We start from the raw sequence: 17,920 nt of genomic DNA, 5'->3' as shown, positions 1-17,920 counted from the left end.
CCCGACTGACGACCCCACATCATGATCAAGACCCGTGAAGACGCGCTCGCGCTCGACCGCGACGACCCGCTCGCCCCGCTGCGCGAACAGTTCTCCCTGCCCGACGGCGTGATCTACCTCGACGGCAACTCGCTCGGCGCGCAGCCGCGCGCATCGGCCGCCCGCGCGCAGCAGGTGATCGGCGCCGAATGGGGCGAAGGCCTGATCCGCAGCTGGAACACGGCCGGCTGGTTCGCGCTGCCGCGCCGCCTCGGCGACAAGCTCGCGACGCTGATCGGCGGCGCACCCGGCGAGACTGTCGTGACCGATACGATCTCGATCAACCTGTTCAAGCTGCTGTCGGCGATGGTGCGCCACCAGGCCGAGCGCGCGCCCGAGCGCCGCGTGATCGTGTCGGAACGCTCGAACTTCCCGACCGACCTGTATATCGCACAGGGGTTGATCGAGCAGCTCGGCGGCGACTACGAACTGCGCCTGATCGACGACCCGGCCGACCTGCCGGACGCGCTCGGCGCGGACACGGCCGTCGCGATGATCACGCACGTGAACTACCGCACCGGCTACATGCACGACATGCCGGCCGTCACGCAGCTCGTGCACGACGCGGGCGCGCTGATGCTGTGGGATCTCGCGCACTCGGCCGGCGCGGTGCCGGTCGACCTGAACGGCGCACGCGCGGACGGCGCGGTCGGCTGCACGTACAAGTACCTGAACGGCGGCCCCGGTTCGCCCGCGTTCGTGTGGGTGCCGCAGCGCCATCACGCGCACTTCTCGCAGCCGCTGTCCGGCTGGTGGGGCCACCGCGCACCGTTCGCGATGCAGCCGGCCTTCGCGCCCGATCCGGGCATCGCGCGCTTCCTGTGCGGCACGCAGCCGATCGTGTCGATGTCGATGGTCGAATGCGGGCTCGACGTGTTCCTGCAGACGGACATGCACGCGATCCGCCGCAAGTCGCTCGCGCTGACCGATGCATTCGTCGCGCTCGTCGAAGCACGCTGCGCGGGCCAGTCGCTGAAGCTCGTCACGCCGCGCGCGCATCACCAGCGCGGCTCGCAGGCGAGCTTCGAGCATCCGCACGGCTACGAGGTGATGCAGGCGCTGATCGCGCGCGGCGTGATCGGCGACTACCGCGAGCCGTACGTGCTGCGCTTCGGCTTCACGCCGCTCTATACGCGCTTCGCCGACGTGTGGGATGCCGTCGAGACGCTGCGCGACATCCTGGCCACCGACGCGTGGAAGGCGCCCGAGTTCGCCGAACGCGGCGCGGTGACCTGACCGGCCTCGCCCGGCGCGCGCGAACCGCGCGCAGCACCCCATCATTCAAATCTGGAGAGAGACGTGAATTCTGGTCATATGCAGCCGCCCGGCAACGACGCGCCGGCGGGCTGCCCGTTCTCGGGCGCACGCGCCGCGCATTCGGCACAACCGGCCCATGCCGCGCACGAAGCGCCGCACGTGCCCGGCGATGCCGGCTGGCACGACGCGCAGCTCGATTTCTCGAAGTCGATGAGCTACGGCGACTACCTGTCGCTCAATTCGATCCTCGACGCGCAGCATCCGCTGTCGCCCGACCACAACGAGATGCTGTTCATCATCCAGCATCAGACGAGCGAGCTGTGGATGAAGCTCGCGCTGTTCGAGCTGCGCGGCGCACTCGACGCGGTGCGGACCGACGCGCTGCCGCCCGCGTTCAAGATGCTCGCGCGCGTGTCGCGCATCCTCGAGCAGCTGGTGCAGGCGTGGAACGTGCTGTCGACGATGACGCCGTCCGAGTATTCGGCAATGCGGCCGTATCTCGGGCAGTCGTCCGGCTTCCAGTCTTACCAGTATCGGCAGCTCGAATTCCTGCTCGGCAACAAGAACGCGCAGATGCTGCAGCCGCATGCCCACCGGCCCGACATCCTCGAACAGGTACGCGCAACGCTCGAGGCGCCGTCGTTCTACGATGAAGTCGTGCGCCTGCTCGCGCGGCGCGGCTTCCCGATCGCGGCGGAGCGGCTCGAGCGCGACTGGACGCAGCCGACACGGCATGACGAGACGGTCGAAGCCGCGTGGCTCGAGGTGTACCGTCACCCGCAGCAGTACTGGGAGCTCTACGAGATGGCCGAAGAGCTCGTCGATCTCGAGGATGCGTTCCGCCAGTGGCGCTTCCGTCACGTGACGACCGTCGAGCGCATCATCGGCTTCAAGCAAGGCACCGGCGGCACGAGCGGTGCGCCGTACCTGCGCAAGATGCTCGACGTCGTGCTGTTCCCCGAGCTCTGGCACGTGCGCACCACGCTGTAACGCACGACTCGCCCCCGCGCCCGCGCGCCGTCAGGACGACGTGCGGGCCAGCTCCTCCCCTTCGCGCGGCTGCACTGCCGCACCTGAAAGTCGCGGAATATGCCGTCGCACGACGAGCAGCGCGACGCAGACAACCCCCATCGCGATCGCCAGCATCGTCAGGTAGGCCACGGCGCCGCCCGTGGTGATCACGATCGCGCCCGCGAACGCGCTGAGGATTGCGCCAAGCCGGCCGAACGCGAGTGCGCTCGCCGTGCCCGTCGCGCGCACGGCCGTCGGGTAGATGTACGCACAGAGCGCATACATCGTCGATTGCACCGCGTTCACGAACAGCCCGTGCAGGCCGAGCCCGACGATCAGCCAGCCCGTATGGCGGCTTGCGTCGACACCCATCAGCCACACCGCGCTCGCCGCGCCGCCGATGCTGCACAGCACGAGCGGCCAGCGCGACCCCGCATGCGCGATCGTCCACGCGCACAGCAGCGCGCCGATCACGCCGCCGAGGTTGTATGCAGTGAGCCCGGAACCCGCGACCGACACGCTCAGCCCGCTCGCCGCCAGCATCGTCGGCAGCCAGCTGAACGCCGCATACACGGCGAGCAGACACATGAAGAACGCGCACCACAGCGCGATCGTGTCGCGCGCCTGACCGCTTTCGAACAGTGCGCCGAAGCCGCTGCGGCCGCCTGCCGCGCGTGCATCCTTCATGTCGGTAAATACGGTGCCCGGCGCGACGGGCCGCTCCATCCTGGCGAGCAGCGCGCCGAGCTCCGGCCAGCGCGCGGGGCGCCGCGCGAGATAGCGCGGCGATTCGGGCAGCGCACGCACGAGCACGAAGCCGAGCACGAGCGGCAATGTGCCTCCTGCGAAGAACAGCCCGCGCCAGCCGTAGCGCGGCAGCACCTCGTGCGCGAACAGGCCGGCCAGCATCCCGCCGAGCGGCACGCAGACGATCGTCGCGGTCACCATCATCGTGCGGCGCCGCGCGGGCGTGTATTCGGCCGTCATCGTCGTGGCCGTCGGCAATGCACCGCCAATCCCGAGCCCCGCGACGAAGCGCAACACCGCGATCGCCTTGACGTCCGGTGCGAAGCCGATCGCGCAGGTCGCGATACCGAACAGGAACACGCTGCCGATCACGGCCTGGCGGCGGCCGAAGCGGTCCGCGACGATCCCCGCGCACGCGCTGCCGATGCCCATCCCGATCAGTCCGGCCGCCACCGCCGGTGCGAATGCGCCACGCGTGATGCCCCATTCGCGGATCAGCACCGGAATCGCGAAACCGATCAGCTGGCCGTCGAAGCCGTCGAGCACGATCGCGAGCGCGGCAAGCAGCACCACGCAGCGCTGCATCGTCGTGAACGGCCCGTCGTCGAGTGTTGCGCCGATGTCGATTGACGGCGACTGCAATCCGTCGCGTGTGCTCATGCGACCTCCCGGGCGCCGCGCTTGGGCGGCAACGTGCGCGCGCGGCGTGCGGCAAGACAACGGCATTCGATGGCTTTCATTGCGTCTCCGGTTGCCCGGGCTGGCGCGCTCGCGCGTGCCCGGATCTCGTGTTTCGCGGCCGACCGGCATCGGTGTGCCCGTGCCGGATACGGCCCCGTGTCCAATCGATTTCTCCGGCACCCTGGCTCGCGCCCAAGCCGGTCTCGTCATGCGACGCCAGCCCGTCGCCGGCTTCCCGCTCAGTTCACGCGCGCATCGATCAGCCGGACGAGCGCGAGCAGCGTCTCGGCATGCGGCACCGCGACGCCTGCCTCGCGCGCAGCCGCAACGACCTTGCCGCTGATCGCGTCGATCTCGGTGCGACGGCCCGCGAGCACGTCCTGCAGCATCGACGGGCGATGGCCGCGATGCTCGCGGATCGCATGCTCGACGTTGCGCGCGATGCGTTCTCCGTCGACCGCGATTCCCTTCGCGCGCGCGACGGCCGCCGTCTCGGCGGCGATCGCCTGCGCGATCCTTGGGCCGTCGTGATGTTCGCCGAGCTGGTCGACCGTGCAGCGCGTCACCGCGCACAGCGTGTTGAGCGCCGCGTTGAACGCGACCTTCTCCCAGATCGCGGCCCATACGTCGTCATCGAGCGAGCACGCCAGCCCCGCGCGCGACAGCGCGTCGGCGACGGCTGCCGCGAACGGGCGCTCCGCGCCGTCGGCCGTCATCATCCTGACGACGCCCGCGCCGTGCGAATGCACATGACCAGGCCCGGCAAGATCGGCCGGCCAGGTCGTGACGCCGACGAGAATACGCTCGATCGGCACGAACGCGTTCAGCGTCTCGACGTTGCCGAGCCCGTTCTGCAGCGTCAGCACGTACGTGTAGGGGCTCAGCAGCGCGCGCACGCCGTCCAGCGCGTGGCGCGTGTGCAGCGATTTCGTGAAGACGATCAGCAGGTCGAACGGTGTATCGGGCGAGGCGGCTGCGTCCGCATTCGCGGCTTCCGGCCGGACGGCCCGCAATGCGCGAATGCGGCGTTCACCGCGATCGTCATCGAGACGCAGCCCGTCGCGGCGGATCGCATCGAGATGCCCATCATTCACGTCGATCAGCGTGACGGCCTCGCCGCTTTCGGCCAGCAGCCCGCCGAACAGCGAGCCCATCGCGCCCGCGCCCAGAATCGCAATCTTCATCGTCGGCGGCCTCGTCAGAACGGATAGTGACGCGGTGCCGTCTGCACCGTGATCCAGCGCAGGTCCGTGAACGCCGCGATGCCGGCCTTGCCGCCGAAGTGGCCGAAGCCGCTGTCCTTCACGCCGCCGAACGGCATCTGCGCCTCGTCGTGCACGGTCGGACCGTTCACGTGGCAGATGCCCGATTCGATGCGTGCCGCGACGCGCATCGCCCGCGCGACATCGCGGCTGAACACGGCCGACGCCAACCCGAACGCGTTGTCGTTCGCGCAACGGATCGCGGCGTCCTCGCCATCGACGCGTACGATGCCCTTCACCGGGCCGAACGATTCCTCCGCATAGATGCGCATCGCCGGCGTCACATGGTCGAGCAGCGTGGCCGGGAACAGCGTGCTGCCGGCCTTGCCGCCGCACACGAGCGTCGCGCCCTGCGCGAGCGCATCGTCGATGAGCGCGTTGCAGCGCTCGACGGCCTTCATGTCGATCAGCGAACCGAGCACGACGGGCCCGTTGCGGGGATCGCCGAGCGGCAGCGATGCGGCCTTGTCGGCGAGCTTCGCGACGAACGCATCGGCAATCGATGCGTCGACGACGATGCGTTCGGTCGACATGCAGATCTGCCCGGAATTCGCGAACGCGCCGAACGCGGCCGCCGCCACCGCCGCATCGAGATCCGCATCGTCGAGCACGACGAACGGCGCCTTGCCGCCGAGTTCCAGCACCGACGGTTTCAGGTGACGCGCGCAGGCTTCGGCGACGATCCGGCCAACGCGCGTCGAGCCCGTGAAATTCACGCGGCGCACGGCCGGATGCGCGATCAACGCATCGACGATGGCACCTGCGTCCTCGGGCGCGTTCGTCACGAAGTTGACGACGCCCGCCGGCAACCCGGCCTCCTGCAGCGCCTCGACGATCAGCCCGTGCGTGACGGGGCACAGCTCCGAGCCCTTCAGCACGACCGTGTTGCCGCACGCGAGCGGCAGTGCGAGCGCGCGGGTCGCGAGGATCACCGGCGCGTTCCACGGCGCGATGCCGAGCACCACACCGGCCGGCTGCCGTACGCCCATCGCGAGCGAACCGGGCACGTCGGACGGAATCAGCTCGCCGCCGACCTGCGTGGTCAGCGACGCGGCCTCGACGAGCCCGCTCGCGGCAAGCTGCACGTTGAAGCCGGCCCACAACGCGGACGCGCCCGTCTCGGCCGCCATCGCGGCGACGAACTGCTCGTGCTTCGCTTCGAGCGCGGCGGCGGCCTTCAGCAGCAGCGCGCGGCGCGCGCCGGGGCCGAGCGCGGCCCAGTCGGGAAACGCGCGGGCGGCCGCGTCGGCCGCCGCACGCGCATCGTCGACGGTGCACGCAGGCGCTGCGGACGCGATCTCGCCGTCGAGCGGATTGCGGCGCACGAAGGTCGCGCCGCTGGATGAATGACGGCGTTCGCCGCCGATCAGCATCGATACGGTTTGCATGGAATCTCCGGAAAGACGCGCACCGCGCGTCAGGCAATCTCGACTTCGACGACGACCGGCGTCGCGGCGCGCAGCGCGTCGGTCAGCGTGTCGCGCAGGTGTTCGGCAGCAGTCACGCGCACGCCGCGGCATCCCATCCCTTGCGCGAGCGCGACGAAATCCAGGTTCGGCAGATCGGTGCCCTGCACGGGGTCGTCCGGGCCGAAGCCGAATACGGGCGCGAAATCCTGCAGCGCTGCGTAACGGCGATTGTTCAGGATCACGAACGTGATCGGAAGCTTCAATTGCGCGGCGCTCCACAAGGCCTGGATCGAATACAGGCTCGAACCGTCGCCGATCAGCCCGATCACGCGCCGGCCCGGCTGCGCGAGCGCGACGCCGACGGCGGCCGGCATCCCGTAGCCGAGCCCGCCGCTGTCCATCGTGTAGAACGTGCCGCTGCGCGTGAACGGCAGGTGGTCCTGCATCACGGACCGAGCGCTTGGCGCTTCCTCGACGACGATGTCGTGCGCGTCGCGCACGTCGGCGAGCGTCTGCAGCGCGAACGCAACCGGCATGCGCTCGCCGGCGGCAGGCGGTTCGACGCGCGCACGCGGCGGCCGCGGCGGGGGCATCGGCCGCTCGGGCGGCGCCGGGCGCGCGAGCAGGTCGCGCGCGGCGAGCCGCAGGTTGCCGACGACCGCATCGCCCGACGGCGTCCAAGCGGCGATGCCGGGATCGTCGACGAGTTGCACGAGCGTCGCGCCCGTCGGCACGTGCGGGCCGAAACCCTCGATGTGATAGGTGAACGCGGGCGCGCCGAACGCGAACACGAGGTCGTGCCCGTCGAGCCGCGCGACGATCTTCTCGCGGATCGCGGACAGGAAGCCGGCGAACAGCGGATGGTCCTCGGGGAAACTGCAGCGCCCCGACATCGGTGCGACGTACACGCGTGCACGGTGCCGCTCGGCGAGCCGCACGACCTCGTCCCACGCCCCGGCGCGATCGACGGCCGCCCCGACCACGAACGCAGGACGCCGTGCGGCGTCGAGCGTGTCGCCGAGCCGCGCGAGCGCGTCCGGATCCGGCCGCACGACGCTGCTGACGTTGCGCCGCGGCAGCAGCTCGGCCGGCTGGTCCCAGTCGTCGACCGGAATCGACACGAACACGGGGCCGCGCGGTTCCTGCATCGCGATGCGGTACGCACGCGCGATCGCGGCCGGCACGTCCTGCGCGCGTGCGGGCTCGATGCTCCACTTCACGTACGGCTTCGGCAGCTCGGCGGCCTGCGTCGCGCCGAGGAACGGGTCGAACGGCAGGATGGCGCGCGCCTGCTGGCCCGCAGTGACGATCAGCGGCGTGCGGTTCTTGAATGCGGTGAAGAGATTGCCCATCGCGTTGCCGACACCCGCCGCCGAATGCAGGTTGACGACCGCCGCATTGCCGGTGGCCTGCGCATGGCCGTCGGCCATCCCGACCACGACGGCTTCGTGCAAGCCGAGCACGTAGCGGAAATCGTCCGGGAAGTCGCGGAACATCGGCAGCTCGGTCGAGCCGGGATTGCCGAACACGCGGTCGATGCCGAACTGGCGAAGCAGGTCGATGACCGCATCGCGAACGGTGATCGATGCGGCGGAAGGGGGCGGATGGCCGGACATGCTCGGGTGTCTCCTCGATGACTTGGCGGTTTCCACAGTATCGAAGCGCAAGCCATTCTCGGATACTGTATTTTTTGCGATAAGCCATTACATTCCGGCATGACATTCGATCTCCGACAATTGCGCGCCTTCACGACGATCGTCGCGTTCGGCAGCCTCGGCCGCGCCGCCGACGCGCTGCACGTGACGCAGCCGGCACTGAGCCGGATCCTGAAACGGCTCGAGGACCAGATCGGTGCCCCCTTGTTCGAGCGCCACTCGAAGGGCGTGCAGCTCACCGCGTTCGGCGAGGCGCTGCTGCCGCATGCGACGCTGCTGCAGCACGAGGCCGAGCACGCGCGCGAGGAACTCGACGCGATGCGCGGCTTCGCGAAGGGCACGATCAAGGTCGGCACGGTGGGCAGCATCGCGAGCCTCGTGCTGCCGGTGGCGGTGGGCCGCGTGCTCGACCGCTGGCCGAACCTGCGCGTCCAGATCATCGAAGGCGTGTGGGACCGGCTCGCGGAAGGGCTGAACAAGCACGAGATCGATCTTGCGCTGTCCGCGCACGGGCCCGACACGGACGAAATCGTCGCGATTCCCGAGTGCCGCTGGGAAGATCGCAGCCATATCGTTGCGGCGCCGCACCATCCGCTGCGCGCGCTCGGCCGCGCGCCGACGCTCGCCGATACGCTGCACGCGCGCTGGGCGATTCCGCCGCGCGGCACCGCGCCGTTCGACCATATGCGCGCGACCTTCGACGCGCACGGGCTCGTGCTGCCCGACATCGCGGTCGAGACGCGCTCGGTCACGACGCTGAAGAGCCTCGTCGCGCATGCCGGCTTCCTCAGCTGGATGGCCGAGCCGATGTACGGCGCCGAGCAGCGCGCCGGCACGATCGATACGCTGCCGATGCGCGAGGTCGTCGCGGTGCGCACGCTCACCGCGTTCCGGCGCCGCCACGGCATCCTGCCGGGGCCGGCCGGCAAGCTGCTCGAGGAGCTCGTCGCGTTGACGCGCGAAGGACGCTGACGGCGCTTCCCCCACCGGCCGACCGCGCCCCCCCTGCCCGCGCGCCGCCGCAGCGCACCATCGAAATGCCGGTTCCCCGCCTTGACTTTCGCTCGCCCGAATACGATCATTCGCTCACACAAAGAGCAAATGATCGTATTCGGCGATCACGTCGATCGTATTCGACTGGAAAGAGTCAGGCACGAACAGGAGACACCGGATGAGCGAATCGCCCTCCGCCCGCGCGCCCGTGCTGCTGCACATCGGCGCGGGCTCGTTTCACCGCGCGCACCAGGCGTGGTATCTGCATCGCGTGAACGCGGCCGTCCCGGCCGACGAGCGCTGGTCGCTGACCGTCGGCAACATCCGCGACGACATGCGCGCGACGATGGACGCACTCGCCGCGCAGCACGGCGCCTACACGCTCGAAACCGTCACGCCGCAAGGCGAGCGCGCGTACGAGACGATTCGCGCGATCACGCGCGTGCTGCCGTGGTCGATCGACCTCGCCGCGCTGATCGACGCCGGCGCCGATCCGGCGTGCCGGATCGTGTCGTTCACCGTCACCGAAGGCGGCTACTACCTCGACGAACACAACCGGCTCGACATCGCGAACGCCGATCTCGCGGCCGACCTGCAGGGCGCGCGCACGACGCTGTACGGCGCGCTCGCGGCGCTGCTCGCCGAACGCGTGAAGCGCGGCGCGGGCCCGCTCACGCTGCAGAGCTGCGATAACCTGCGCAACAACGGCGCGCGCTTTCGCGCGGGGATGCGCGAATTCCTCGAACGCCGCGGGCAGGCCGACCTGCTCGCGTGGTTCGATGCGCACGTCGCGACGCCGAGCGCGATGGTCGACCGCATCACGCCGCGCCCGACCGCCGACGTGCGCGAGCGCGTGCTGGCGGCCACCGGCATCGACGACGCATGCCCGGTGATGGGCGAATCGTTCATCCAGTGGGTGATCGAGGACCGCTTCGCGGCCGGCCGGCCGCGCTGGGAGCTGGCCGGCGCCGAACTCGTCGACGACGTGCACCCGTACGAGGAAGCGAAGATCCGCATCCTCAACGCGACGCACAGCTGCATCGCGTGGGCCGGCACGCTCGCAGGCCACACGTACATCCACGAAGGCACGCACGACGCGGCGATCCGCCGCTTCGCGCACGACTACGTGACGCTGGACGTGATCCCGTGCCTCACGCCCAGCCCGCTCGATCTCGCGCGCTACCGCGACGTCGTGCTCGAACGCTTCGGCAACCCGTACGTGCTCGACACGAACCAGCGCGTCGCCGCCGACGGCTTCTCGAAGATCCCCGGCTTCATCGCGCCAACGCTCGCCGAATCGTTCGCGCGCGGCGCGGCGCCGGTCGCCACCGCCGTGCTGCCTGCGCTGTTCCTGCGCTTTCTCGAACGCTGGGCGCGCGGCACCTTGCCATATGAGTACCAGGACGGCGTGATGGACGAAAACGCCGCGCGCGCGATCGTCGGGTCCGGCCATCCCGCGGCCGACGACCCGGTCGTCGCGCTGTGCGCCAGCCGCGCGCTGTGGGGCTCGCTCGCCGGCAACGCGGCGCTGCTCGAGGCGCTGCGCGCCGGGCTCGCGCGGGTCGATGCATGGCTCGCGGCGCGCTGACGCGCATCCGGGCGAACCTGCCTTGGCACGTGTGCGGCCGCGCGGCTAAAGTAGCGACTCCCCACTGACGGAACGGATCGCTCATGTATCTCGGCATCGACCTCGGCACCTCGGAAGTGAAGGTGCTGCTGCTCGCCCCGGACGGCACGGTCGTCGGCACCGCCGGCTCGCCGTTCACCGTGTCGCGGCCGCATCCGCGCTGGGCCGAACAGCATCCGGACGACTGGTGGCAAGGCACGCTCGCCGCGCTCGCGGCCCTGCGCGAACGGCACCGCCAAGCGTTCGCGGCCGTGCGCGGCATCGGCCTGTCGGGCCAGATGCACGGCGCCGTGCTGCTCGGCCGCGACGACCGCGTGCTGCGCCCCGCGATCCTGTGGAACGACATGCGCAGCGCCGACGAATGCGCGCTGCTCACCGAACGCGCACCCGATCTCCACGCACTGGCCGGCAACCTCGCGATGCCGGGCTTCACCGCGCCGAAACTGCTGTGGGTCGCGAAGCACGAACCCGACGTGTTCGCGGCGACCGCCTGCGTGCTGATGCCGAAGGACTACCTGCGGTTCCGGCTGACCGGTGCGAAAGTGTCCGATCCCTCCGACGCAGCCGGCACACTGTGGCTCGACGTCGCGCGCCGCGACTGGTCCGACGCGCTGCTTGCCGCGTGCGGAATGACACGTGACCAGATGCCGCGCATCGTCGAAGGCAACGCGCCGTCCGGCACGCTGCGCGCAGACATCGCTCGCGAACTAGGGCTGTCGGAGGCCGTCGTGGTGGCCGGCGGCGGCGGCGACAACGCGACGAGCGCGCTCGGCATCGGCGCGATCCACGCGGGCGACGGCTTCGTGTCGCTCGGCACGTCGGGGGTGCTGAGCGTGGTCGGCGATCGCTTCATGCCGAACCCCGCATCGGCCGTGCATGCGTTCTGCCATGCGATTCCCGATCGCTGGCAATTGATGAGCGTCGTGCTGTCGGCCGCGAGCTGCCTGCGCTGGGTCTGCAAGCTGACCGGCACCGACGAGCCCGCGCTGCTCGCCGAAGTCGAGGCGCTCGACGCCAGCGCGCTCGCGACGGCCCCGCTGTTCCTGCCCTACCTGTCCGGCGAGCGCACGCCGCACAACGATCCGTACGCGCAAGGCGTGTTCTTCGGGATGACGCATGCGACCGAACGCGCGCATCTCGGCTATGCGGTGCTCGAAGGCGTGACGCTCGGCCTCGCGGACGGCCTCGATGCGCTGCATGCGGCCGGTGTCGAAACCGACCAGCTGTCGCTGATCGGCGGCGGCGCGCGCAGCGCGTTCTGGGCGCAACTGATCGCCGATGCGCTGAACGTGCGCACGCGCCAGCACGGCGGCGGCGAAACGGGCGCGGCGCTCGGCGCGGCGCGGCTCGGCTGGCTGGCCGTCGGCGGCGATCCGCATGCGGTGCTGGCCAAGCCGCCGGTGCGCGCCGAATACACGCCGGATGCCGCCCGCCATGCGCTGCTGCGCGAACGCCTCGATGCGTTCCGTGCGCTGTACCGCCACGTGCGGCCGCTGTACGAACCGTCGCGCACGCGGCTCGCGTAAGCACCGCACGTCACGCGTGCCGGCCGTCGGCCGCGTGCGCGACATGCGGTACAGTGGATGCCGTCATGCGGCCCGCCGGCCGGCCCGCGGGGCGGCCCCCAGATCCGAACCGAATCGCTATCGTGTCCAAGTCCTCAGAAAAACTCGATCTCGCCACGCGTGCCGCGTGGCTCTACTACGTCGCGGGCGACACGCAGAACGAAATCGCGGAAAAGCTGCAGGTGTCGCGGCCGGTCGCGCAGCGTCTCGTCGCGTTCGCGGTCGAGAAGAACCTGATCCGCGTGCGCGTCGACCACCAGCTCGCCGACTGCCTCGACCTCGGCGCGCAGCTGTCGAAGCGCTACGGCCTCGCGATGTGCGAAGTCGTGCCCGTCGATGCCGACGCACCCGACGCGATCGACCGCAAGCTCGCGGTCGCCGGCGCGCAGGTGATGGAGCGCTACCTGAACGAAACACGGCCGATGGTGATCGCCGTCAGCAGCGGCCGGACGCTGAAGGCCGCGGTCGCGCAGATCGCGCAGATCGACCGCCCGCAGCACCGGCTCGTGTCGATGGTCGGCGCGATCGCGGCCGATGGTTCGTCGAACCGCTACGACGTCGCGCAGTACATCTCCGAGAAAACCGGCAGCAAGCATTTCCTGCTGCCCGCGCCGCTGTTCGCCGACAGCGATGCCGAGCGCGCGCAGTGGTGCAATCACCGGCTGTACCGGATCGTCGAGGCGCTGTCGGGCAAGGCCGATGTCGCGTTCGTCGGGATCGGCAACATCGGCCCGCACTGCCCGCTCTACGAAGACGGCTTCATCACCGAACAGGAGCGCGACGAGATGACCGCACTCGGCGCGGTGGCCGAACTGCTCGGGGTGCCGATCGACGCGCAGGGCACGCAGATTGCCGTATCGACGAGCGCGCGCGTGACGAGCGTCGCGCTCGCCACGCCGCCGAAGCGCCCGACGATCGCGTTCGCCGGCGGCCCGAAGAAACGCGACGCGGTGATTGCCGCGCTGCGCGGCGGCTGGCTGTCGGGGCTCGTCACCGACGAAACCTGCGCGCGCGCCGCACTCGACGCGAAAGCGGCCTGACGCCGAAGCCAGCCGCGCACCGCGCGCGGCAGTCGGACGCTCAAGCCGCGCTCGGCGCCGGAAACGCATGCCGGCGAGCACGCCACGCGCCAACCCACGCGGCCGCCAGCAGCGCGACGAGCACCCACGGAATCGCACCGGCGCCGGTTGCGCCGAGCAGCATCCCGCCCGCGATGCCGCCGCCCGCGATCGCGAGGTTCCACACCGTCACGAGCATCGACTGCGCGACGTCGGCCGCCTCCCCCGCCGCATTCGCGGTGGCCGTCTGGAACAGCGTCGGCGCACCGCCGAACGCAAGCCCCCACAGCGCGACGCCCGCATAGACGATCACCATTCCGCAGCCCGCGCCGAGCATCGCCGCCGCGATCGCGAACAGTGCGATGCTGGCGAGCGTCAGGCGTCGCGGCGCGGCGCCGATCCAGGCGCCCGTCAGCGCGATGCCGACCAGCGACGCGATACCGAACACGAGCAGCACCGCATCGACCTGCGCGCCCATCCGCACACCTGCGAGAAACGGCGCGACGTACGTGTACAGCATGTTGTGCGCGAGCACGTACGCGAACATCACGGTCAGCACCGGCCGCACGCCGGGCAGCGTCATCACGCCGAGCACCGGCTCGCGCGCGCCGGCCTGCTGCCCCGGATAATCGGGCACGCGCCAGCGGATCCAGCCGATCAGCGCGAGCGCCGCGAGCGTAATGCCCGCGAACGCGATGCGCCACCCGAGCGCCGCGCCCAGCGCGGTGCCGGCCGGAATGCCGATCGACATCGCGACCGGCGCGCCGAGCATCGCGACCGCGATCGCGCGGCCGCGCAGCGACGCATCGACCATCCGGCTCGCATAGCCGGCGAGCAGCGCCCACAGCAGCCCGGCCGCCATCCCCGCGACGAAGCGCGCGGCGAGCGTGAGCGCGTAGTACGGCGACGCGGCCGTCAGCGCATTCGACACGACGAAGCCGGCCAGCGCCGCAAGCAGCAGGCTGCGCCGGCGCATCGCGCGTGTCGCGGCGACGAGCGGAATCGCCGCGACGATCGAGCCGAGCGCATACACGGTCACGAGCTGGCCGATCAGCGCCTCGGGCACGTGCAGGTCGGCGCTCATCAGCGGCAGCAGGCCGGCCGGCAACGCCTCGGTGAGGATCGTGATGAAACCGGCGGTGGCGAGCGCCAGCAGGTTCGCGACCGGCAGGCGTTCGCGCACCGGCTCGGACAGACCGGACGCCCCGTCGGAGACGGAGGCGGAAGCGGATATGCACTCGCTCATGTCGCGCTCCGGTCGTCGACGCCGTATACCGCATCGCGCACGTCGGTGACGACGCGCCCGTGCATCCCTTCGTATAACGTATTGGTCAGCGCGACGACCGTCAGCCCGGCCGCGCGGTCGACGAACCACGCATGCCCGTACGCGCCGCCCCAGCGCCACGTGCCGACCGACTCCGGCGACTGCGCGGCCGCCGGATCGCGCAGCACCGAAAAGCCGAGCCCGAAGCCGAATCCCGGCGCGTCCGGCAGGTCGTTCGCCCCCGGCTGCACGCGGGACATCTCGTCGATCCAGCGGCGTTCGAGCCAGCCGTCGCGGCCGGTGCGCAACGTATCGAGCAACGTCATGCAGTCGCGCGCGGTGCCGACCATCCCCGCGCCGCCCGACGGCCACGCGGCTGCGTCGAACGCGCGCGCCGGTGCGAAGCGGATGCCGACCGTGCCGTCGTACACCGGCGCGAGATCGTCGTCGGCCATCCGGCGCGGCGCGCCCGGCGTACTGACGTACGGCGTCGCGAAGCGTGCGGCGTCGTGCGAGAAGAACGCGGTGTCCGTCATCCCGAGCGGCATCGTGACGAGCGCGGCCACGGCCTCGGCGAGCGGCCGGCCGTCGACCGCCTCGATCAGCGCACCGACCACGTCGATCGCGAGCGAGTAGTCCCACGACGTGCCCGGCGCGAACCGCAGCGGCACGCCGGCGATGCGCCGCAGGTTCTCCGCGAGCGACAGGCCCGCGCGGTCCATCCCGTCGGACACGCCGGCCCGCGCATACGGGCCGTCGGCGTCCGCTTCGAGGAAGCGGTAGCCGAGCCCGGCCGTATGCGACAGCAGATGACGCAACGTGATGTCGGTGGGCGTGCCGTCGGGCAGCGTCGGCCGGAACGCGGGCAGCCAGCGCGCGACCGGCTCGTCGAGTTCGATGCGTCCCGCCGCGACCAGCCGCATCGCGGCGGCCGTCACGATTGGCTTCGACACCGACGCGAGCCGGAACAGCGTGTCCTCCCGCATCGGCGTGCCGGCCTCGCGATCGGCGAGGCCGGCCGCGCGCGCATAGCGCAGTTCGCCGTCGCGGGCGACCAGCACGACCGCGCCGACCACGCGCGCGTCGGCCAGCGTGCGATCGAGCACCGCATCGAGGCGCTCGGGCAGTGCGGCGTCCGGTTCTGCGCGGCGGGTGGTGACAGGCAGGGATGACATGGCGTGACCTCGAACAGTGAAGGAACGCCTATCGTAGGGAGCCGGCGCAAGAAGAAAAACCGGGTTAGAGTTCCGGACACTCCGGACATCGATGTCCGCAATTGGGAACCTGCATGGAAAATCTCGGCGGCTTCGTCGTGTTCGTCCAGGTCGCGGAAACGCGCAGTTTCGTTGCGGCCGGCCGCGCGCTCGGGCTATCGGCATCGGCGATCGGCAAGCGCATCGCGCGGCTCGAGGCCCGCCTGAACGTGCGGCTGTTTCACCGCAGCACCCGCAGCATCACGCTGACGGCCGAAGGCACGCGCTTTCTCGAACGATGCCGGCGCGTGCTCGCCGAGCTCGACGCGGCCGAGCAGGAACTGATGCACAGTGCCGACGCGCCGCGCGGGCGCCTGCGGGTGAGCCTGCCCACGATCGGCACGCTGCTGCTGCCGGTGCTCGCCGATTTCATGGCCGCGTATCCGGAGATCGAGCTCGACATCGATTTCAGCGACCGCCTGGTCGACGTCGTCGAAGAAGGCTTCGACGCGGTGCTGCGCACCGGCCAGCCGACGGATTCGCGGCTGTCGTCGCGGCTGCTCGGCCATTTCGGCCAGCACCTCGTCGCGTCGCCCGGCTATCTCGACCGGCACGGCACGCCGCGCACGCCGGCCGATCTCGCACGGCACCGCTGCCTGCACTACCGCTTCCCGAGCAGCGGCAAGCTCGAGACCTGGCCGCTGCGCGCGTCGCGCTCGGGCACGCCCCCGGCGGTGCCGGTCTCGATGGTCAGCAACAGCGCGGAGACGCGTCTGTGTTTTGCGCGGCGCGGGCTCGGCATCGCGTGCCTGCCCGAATTCTTCGTGCGCGACGCGCTCGACGACGGCACGCTGCGTGCGGTACTCGCCGAACACGTCGTGAGCCGCACGCCGTTCTATGTGCTGTGGCCATCAGGCCGCCATCCGACGCCGAAGCTGCGTGCGTTCGTCGACCACATGGCCGAGCACTTGCGCCTGTAACCGGCGCAAGCCGTCACGCCGCCTTCGCGTGCGCGCTCAGCCGGCGGAACGCCTGCCCGTGCTCGTCGAACAGGTGGCAGTGCTCGGCTTGCGCGTGCACGTGGAGCGCCTCGCCGGTGCGGTACGTGTCGAGCGGCGGAATCCGCGCGATCAGCCCGTCCGGCGCGACGGCCGACTCCGCATACAGGTACGCGGCATCGCCGAGCGACTCCACGGCCATCGTCCGCGCGGCCACGCCGATGGCCGCGGCTTCGACCTTCAGGTGCTCGGGCCGCACGCCGACCGTCACCGCCGCGCCGCGCTGCAGCCCGGCTGCCTCGACCGCGACGCGCTGCGTTTCGCCGCTGTCGAAACGCACGAGCACGCCGCCCGCATCGACCGAATCGACGGTGCCCTTCAGGAAGTTCATCTTCGGCGAACCGATGAAGCCCGCGACGAACTGGTTCGCCGGCGCGTGATACAACGCGTTCGGCGTGCCGACCTGCTGCACCGCGCCGCCCGACAGCACGACGATCTTGTCCGCGAGCGTCATCGCCTCGACCTGGTCGTGCGTCACGTAGATCATCGTGGTCTTCAGCTCGTCGTGCAGCCGCGCGAATTCCAGCCGCATCTTCACGCGCAGCGCCGCGTCGAGGTTCGACAGCGGCTCGTCGAACAGGAACACCTTCGGCTTGCGCGTGATCGCGCGGCCGATCGCGACGCGCTGCCGCTGGCCGCCCGACAGCTGCTTCGGCTTGCGGTCGAGCAGGTGGTCGATGTGCAGGATCTTCGCGGCCTGCTTCACGGCCTGGTCGATCTCCGGCTTCTTCGCGCCGGCCAGCTTCAGGCCGAACGCCATGTTGTCGTAAAGCGTCATGTGCGGGTACAGCGCATAGGACTGGAACACCATCGCGATGCCGCGCTTCGCGCTCGGCACGTCGTTGACCTTCGCGCCGTCGATCAGCAGGTCGCCGCTCGAGATGTCCTCGAGGCCCGCGATCATCCGCATCAGCGTGGATTTGCCGCAGCCGCTCGGGCCGACGAAGACGACGAATTCGCCGTCGGCGATGTCGAGGTTCACGTTGCGCAGCACTTCGGTGTCGTCGTAGCGCTTCGCGATGTTGCGCAGGAGCACGCTTGCCATGATCTGTCTCCGTTCGTTGGTGATGCGCCGCGTCGAACGCGGCGCGCAGTCGTTCG

Annotated in this window: 14 protein-coding genes; 7 read left to right on the top strand and 7 right to left on the bottom strand. The window is 70.5% G+C overall.

The genetic code is table 11. From position 1 onward, the window contains the following. Positions 1-21 precede the first annotated feature (21 nt). Both kynU and kynA read left to right on the top strand, forming a co-directional pair. On the top strand, positions 22-1,275 hold the full coding sequence (gene kynU, locus B7G54_RS22235; RefSeq protein WP_085041052.1) for a kynureninase: 1,254 nt from the start codon (positions 22-24) through the stop codon (positions 1,273-1,275). Between the two features lie 78 nt (positions 1,276-1,353). Next, entirely contained in the window at positions 1,354-2,286 is a 933-nt protein-coding gene (kynA, locus tag B7G54_RS22230) for a tryptophan 2,3-dioxygenase (protein WP_085041051.1), read from the top strand. 30 nt (positions 2,287-2,316) lie between these two features. Here kynA and B7G54_RS22225 read toward each other — a convergent pair whose 3' ends face one another. The 4 genes from B7G54_RS22225 to mdlC all read right to left on the bottom strand — a co-directional run bounded on the left by B7G54_RS22225 (position 2,317) and on the right by mdlC (position 8,022). Next, the gene (locus B7G54_RS22225; protein WP_085041050.1) at positions 2,317-3,714 is read right to left on the bottom strand and encodes an MFS transporter; all 1,398 of its coding nucleotides are present in this window, start codon (positions 3,712-3,714) and stop codon (positions 2,317-2,319) included. A 260-nt stretch (positions 3,715-3,974) separates the two neighbouring features. Next, on the bottom strand, positions 3,975-4,919 hold the full coding sequence (locus tag B7G54_RS22220) for a ketopantoate reductase family protein (protein ID WP_085041049.1): 945 nt from the start codon (positions 4,917-4,919) through the stop codon (positions 3,975-3,977). A gap of 14 nt (positions 4,920-4,933) precedes the next feature. After that, complete coding sequence (locus tag B7G54_RS22215; protein WP_085041048.1) at positions 4,934-6,385, bottom strand: aldehyde dehydrogenase; 1,452 nt, start codon at positions 6,383-6,385, stop codon at positions 4,934-4,936. A gap of 29 nt (positions 6,386-6,414) precedes the next feature. Continuing rightward, complete coding sequence (gene mdlC, locus B7G54_RS22210) at positions 6,415-8,022, bottom strand: benzoylformate decarboxylase (RefSeq protein WP_085041047.1); 1,608 nt, start codon at positions 8,020-8,022, stop codon at positions 6,415-6,417. Positions 8,023-8,121: 99 nt separating this feature from the next. Here mdlC and B7G54_RS22205 point away from each other — a divergent pair, with 99 nt between their 5' ends. From B7G54_RS22205 to B7G54_RS22190, 4 genes are all read left to right on the top strand, one after another. Continuing rightward, positions 8,122-9,033 (top strand): LysR family transcriptional regulator, encoded by a 912-nt coding sequence (locus B7G54_RS22205; protein ID WP_085041046.1) that lies wholly within the window; start codon positions 8,122-8,124, stop codon positions 9,031-9,033. 199 nt (positions 9,034-9,232) lie between these two features. Beyond that, positions 9,233-10,642, top strand: a complete 1,410-nt coding sequence (dalD, locus tag B7G54_RS22200) for a D-arabinitol 4-dehydrogenase (RefSeq protein WP_085041045.1) — start codon at positions 9,233-9,235, stop codon at positions 10,640-10,642. A gap of 83 nt (positions 10,643-10,725) precedes the next feature. Further along, on the top strand, positions 10,726-12,207 hold the full coding sequence (gene xylB / locus B7G54_RS22195) for a xylulokinase (RefSeq protein ID WP_085041044.1): 1,482 nt from the start codon (positions 10,726-10,728) through the stop codon (positions 12,205-12,207). Positions 12,208-12,272: 65 nt separating this feature from the next. Next, complete coding sequence (locus tag B7G54_RS22190) at positions 12,273-13,286, top strand: sugar-binding transcriptional regulator (RefSeq protein ID WP_085041209.1); 1,014 nt, start codon at positions 12,273-12,275, stop codon at positions 13,284-13,286. Between the two features lie 40 nt (positions 13,287-13,326). Here the strand turns inward: B7G54_RS22190 and B7G54_RS22185 are convergent, their stop codons facing one another. Further along, complete coding sequence (locus B7G54_RS22185; protein WP_085041043.1) at positions 13,327-14,550, bottom strand: MFS transporter; 1,224 nt, start codon at positions 14,548-14,550, stop codon at positions 13,327-13,329. Beyond that, positions 14,547-15,743 carry a serine hydrolase domain-containing protein gene (locus B7G54_RS22180; protein ID WP_085041042.1) on the bottom strand — a complete coding sequence of 399 codons (1,197 nt, stop codon included), beginning with the start codon at positions 15,741-15,743 and terminating at the stop codon, positions 14,547-14,549. Before B7G54_RS22180 ends, B7G54_RS22185 begins: the two co-directional genes overlap by 4 nt. A 113-nt stretch (positions 15,744-15,856) precedes the next feature. Here B7G54_RS22180 and B7G54_RS22175 point away from each other — a divergent pair, with 113 nt between their 5' ends. Further along, positions 15,857-16,741 (top strand): LysR family transcriptional regulator, encoded by an 885-nt coding sequence (locus B7G54_RS22175; RefSeq protein WP_085041041.1) that lies wholly within the window; start codon positions 15,857-15,859, stop codon positions 16,739-16,741. A 13-nt stretch (positions 16,742-16,754) separates the two neighbouring features. On the opposite strand, the gene B7G54_RS22170 is transcribed toward B7G54_RS22175, so the two are convergent. Then, a complete protein-coding gene (locus B7G54_RS22170) occupies positions 16,755-17,864 on the bottom strand; it encodes an ABC transporter ATP-binding protein (RefSeq protein WP_085041040.1) in 1,110 nt (369 codons plus the stop codon). Positions 17,865-17,920 lie beyond the last annotated feature (56 nt).

It is taken from the genome of Burkholderia puraquae, from assembly GCF_002099195.1.
Classification (GTDB): domain Bacteria; phylum Pseudomonadota; class Gammaproteobacteria; order Burkholderiales; family Burkholderiaceae; genus Burkholderia; species Burkholderia puraquae.
The sequence above is the reverse complement of the archived record's forward strand: the minus strand, read 5'-3'. Positions and strand labels throughout refer to the sequence as shown.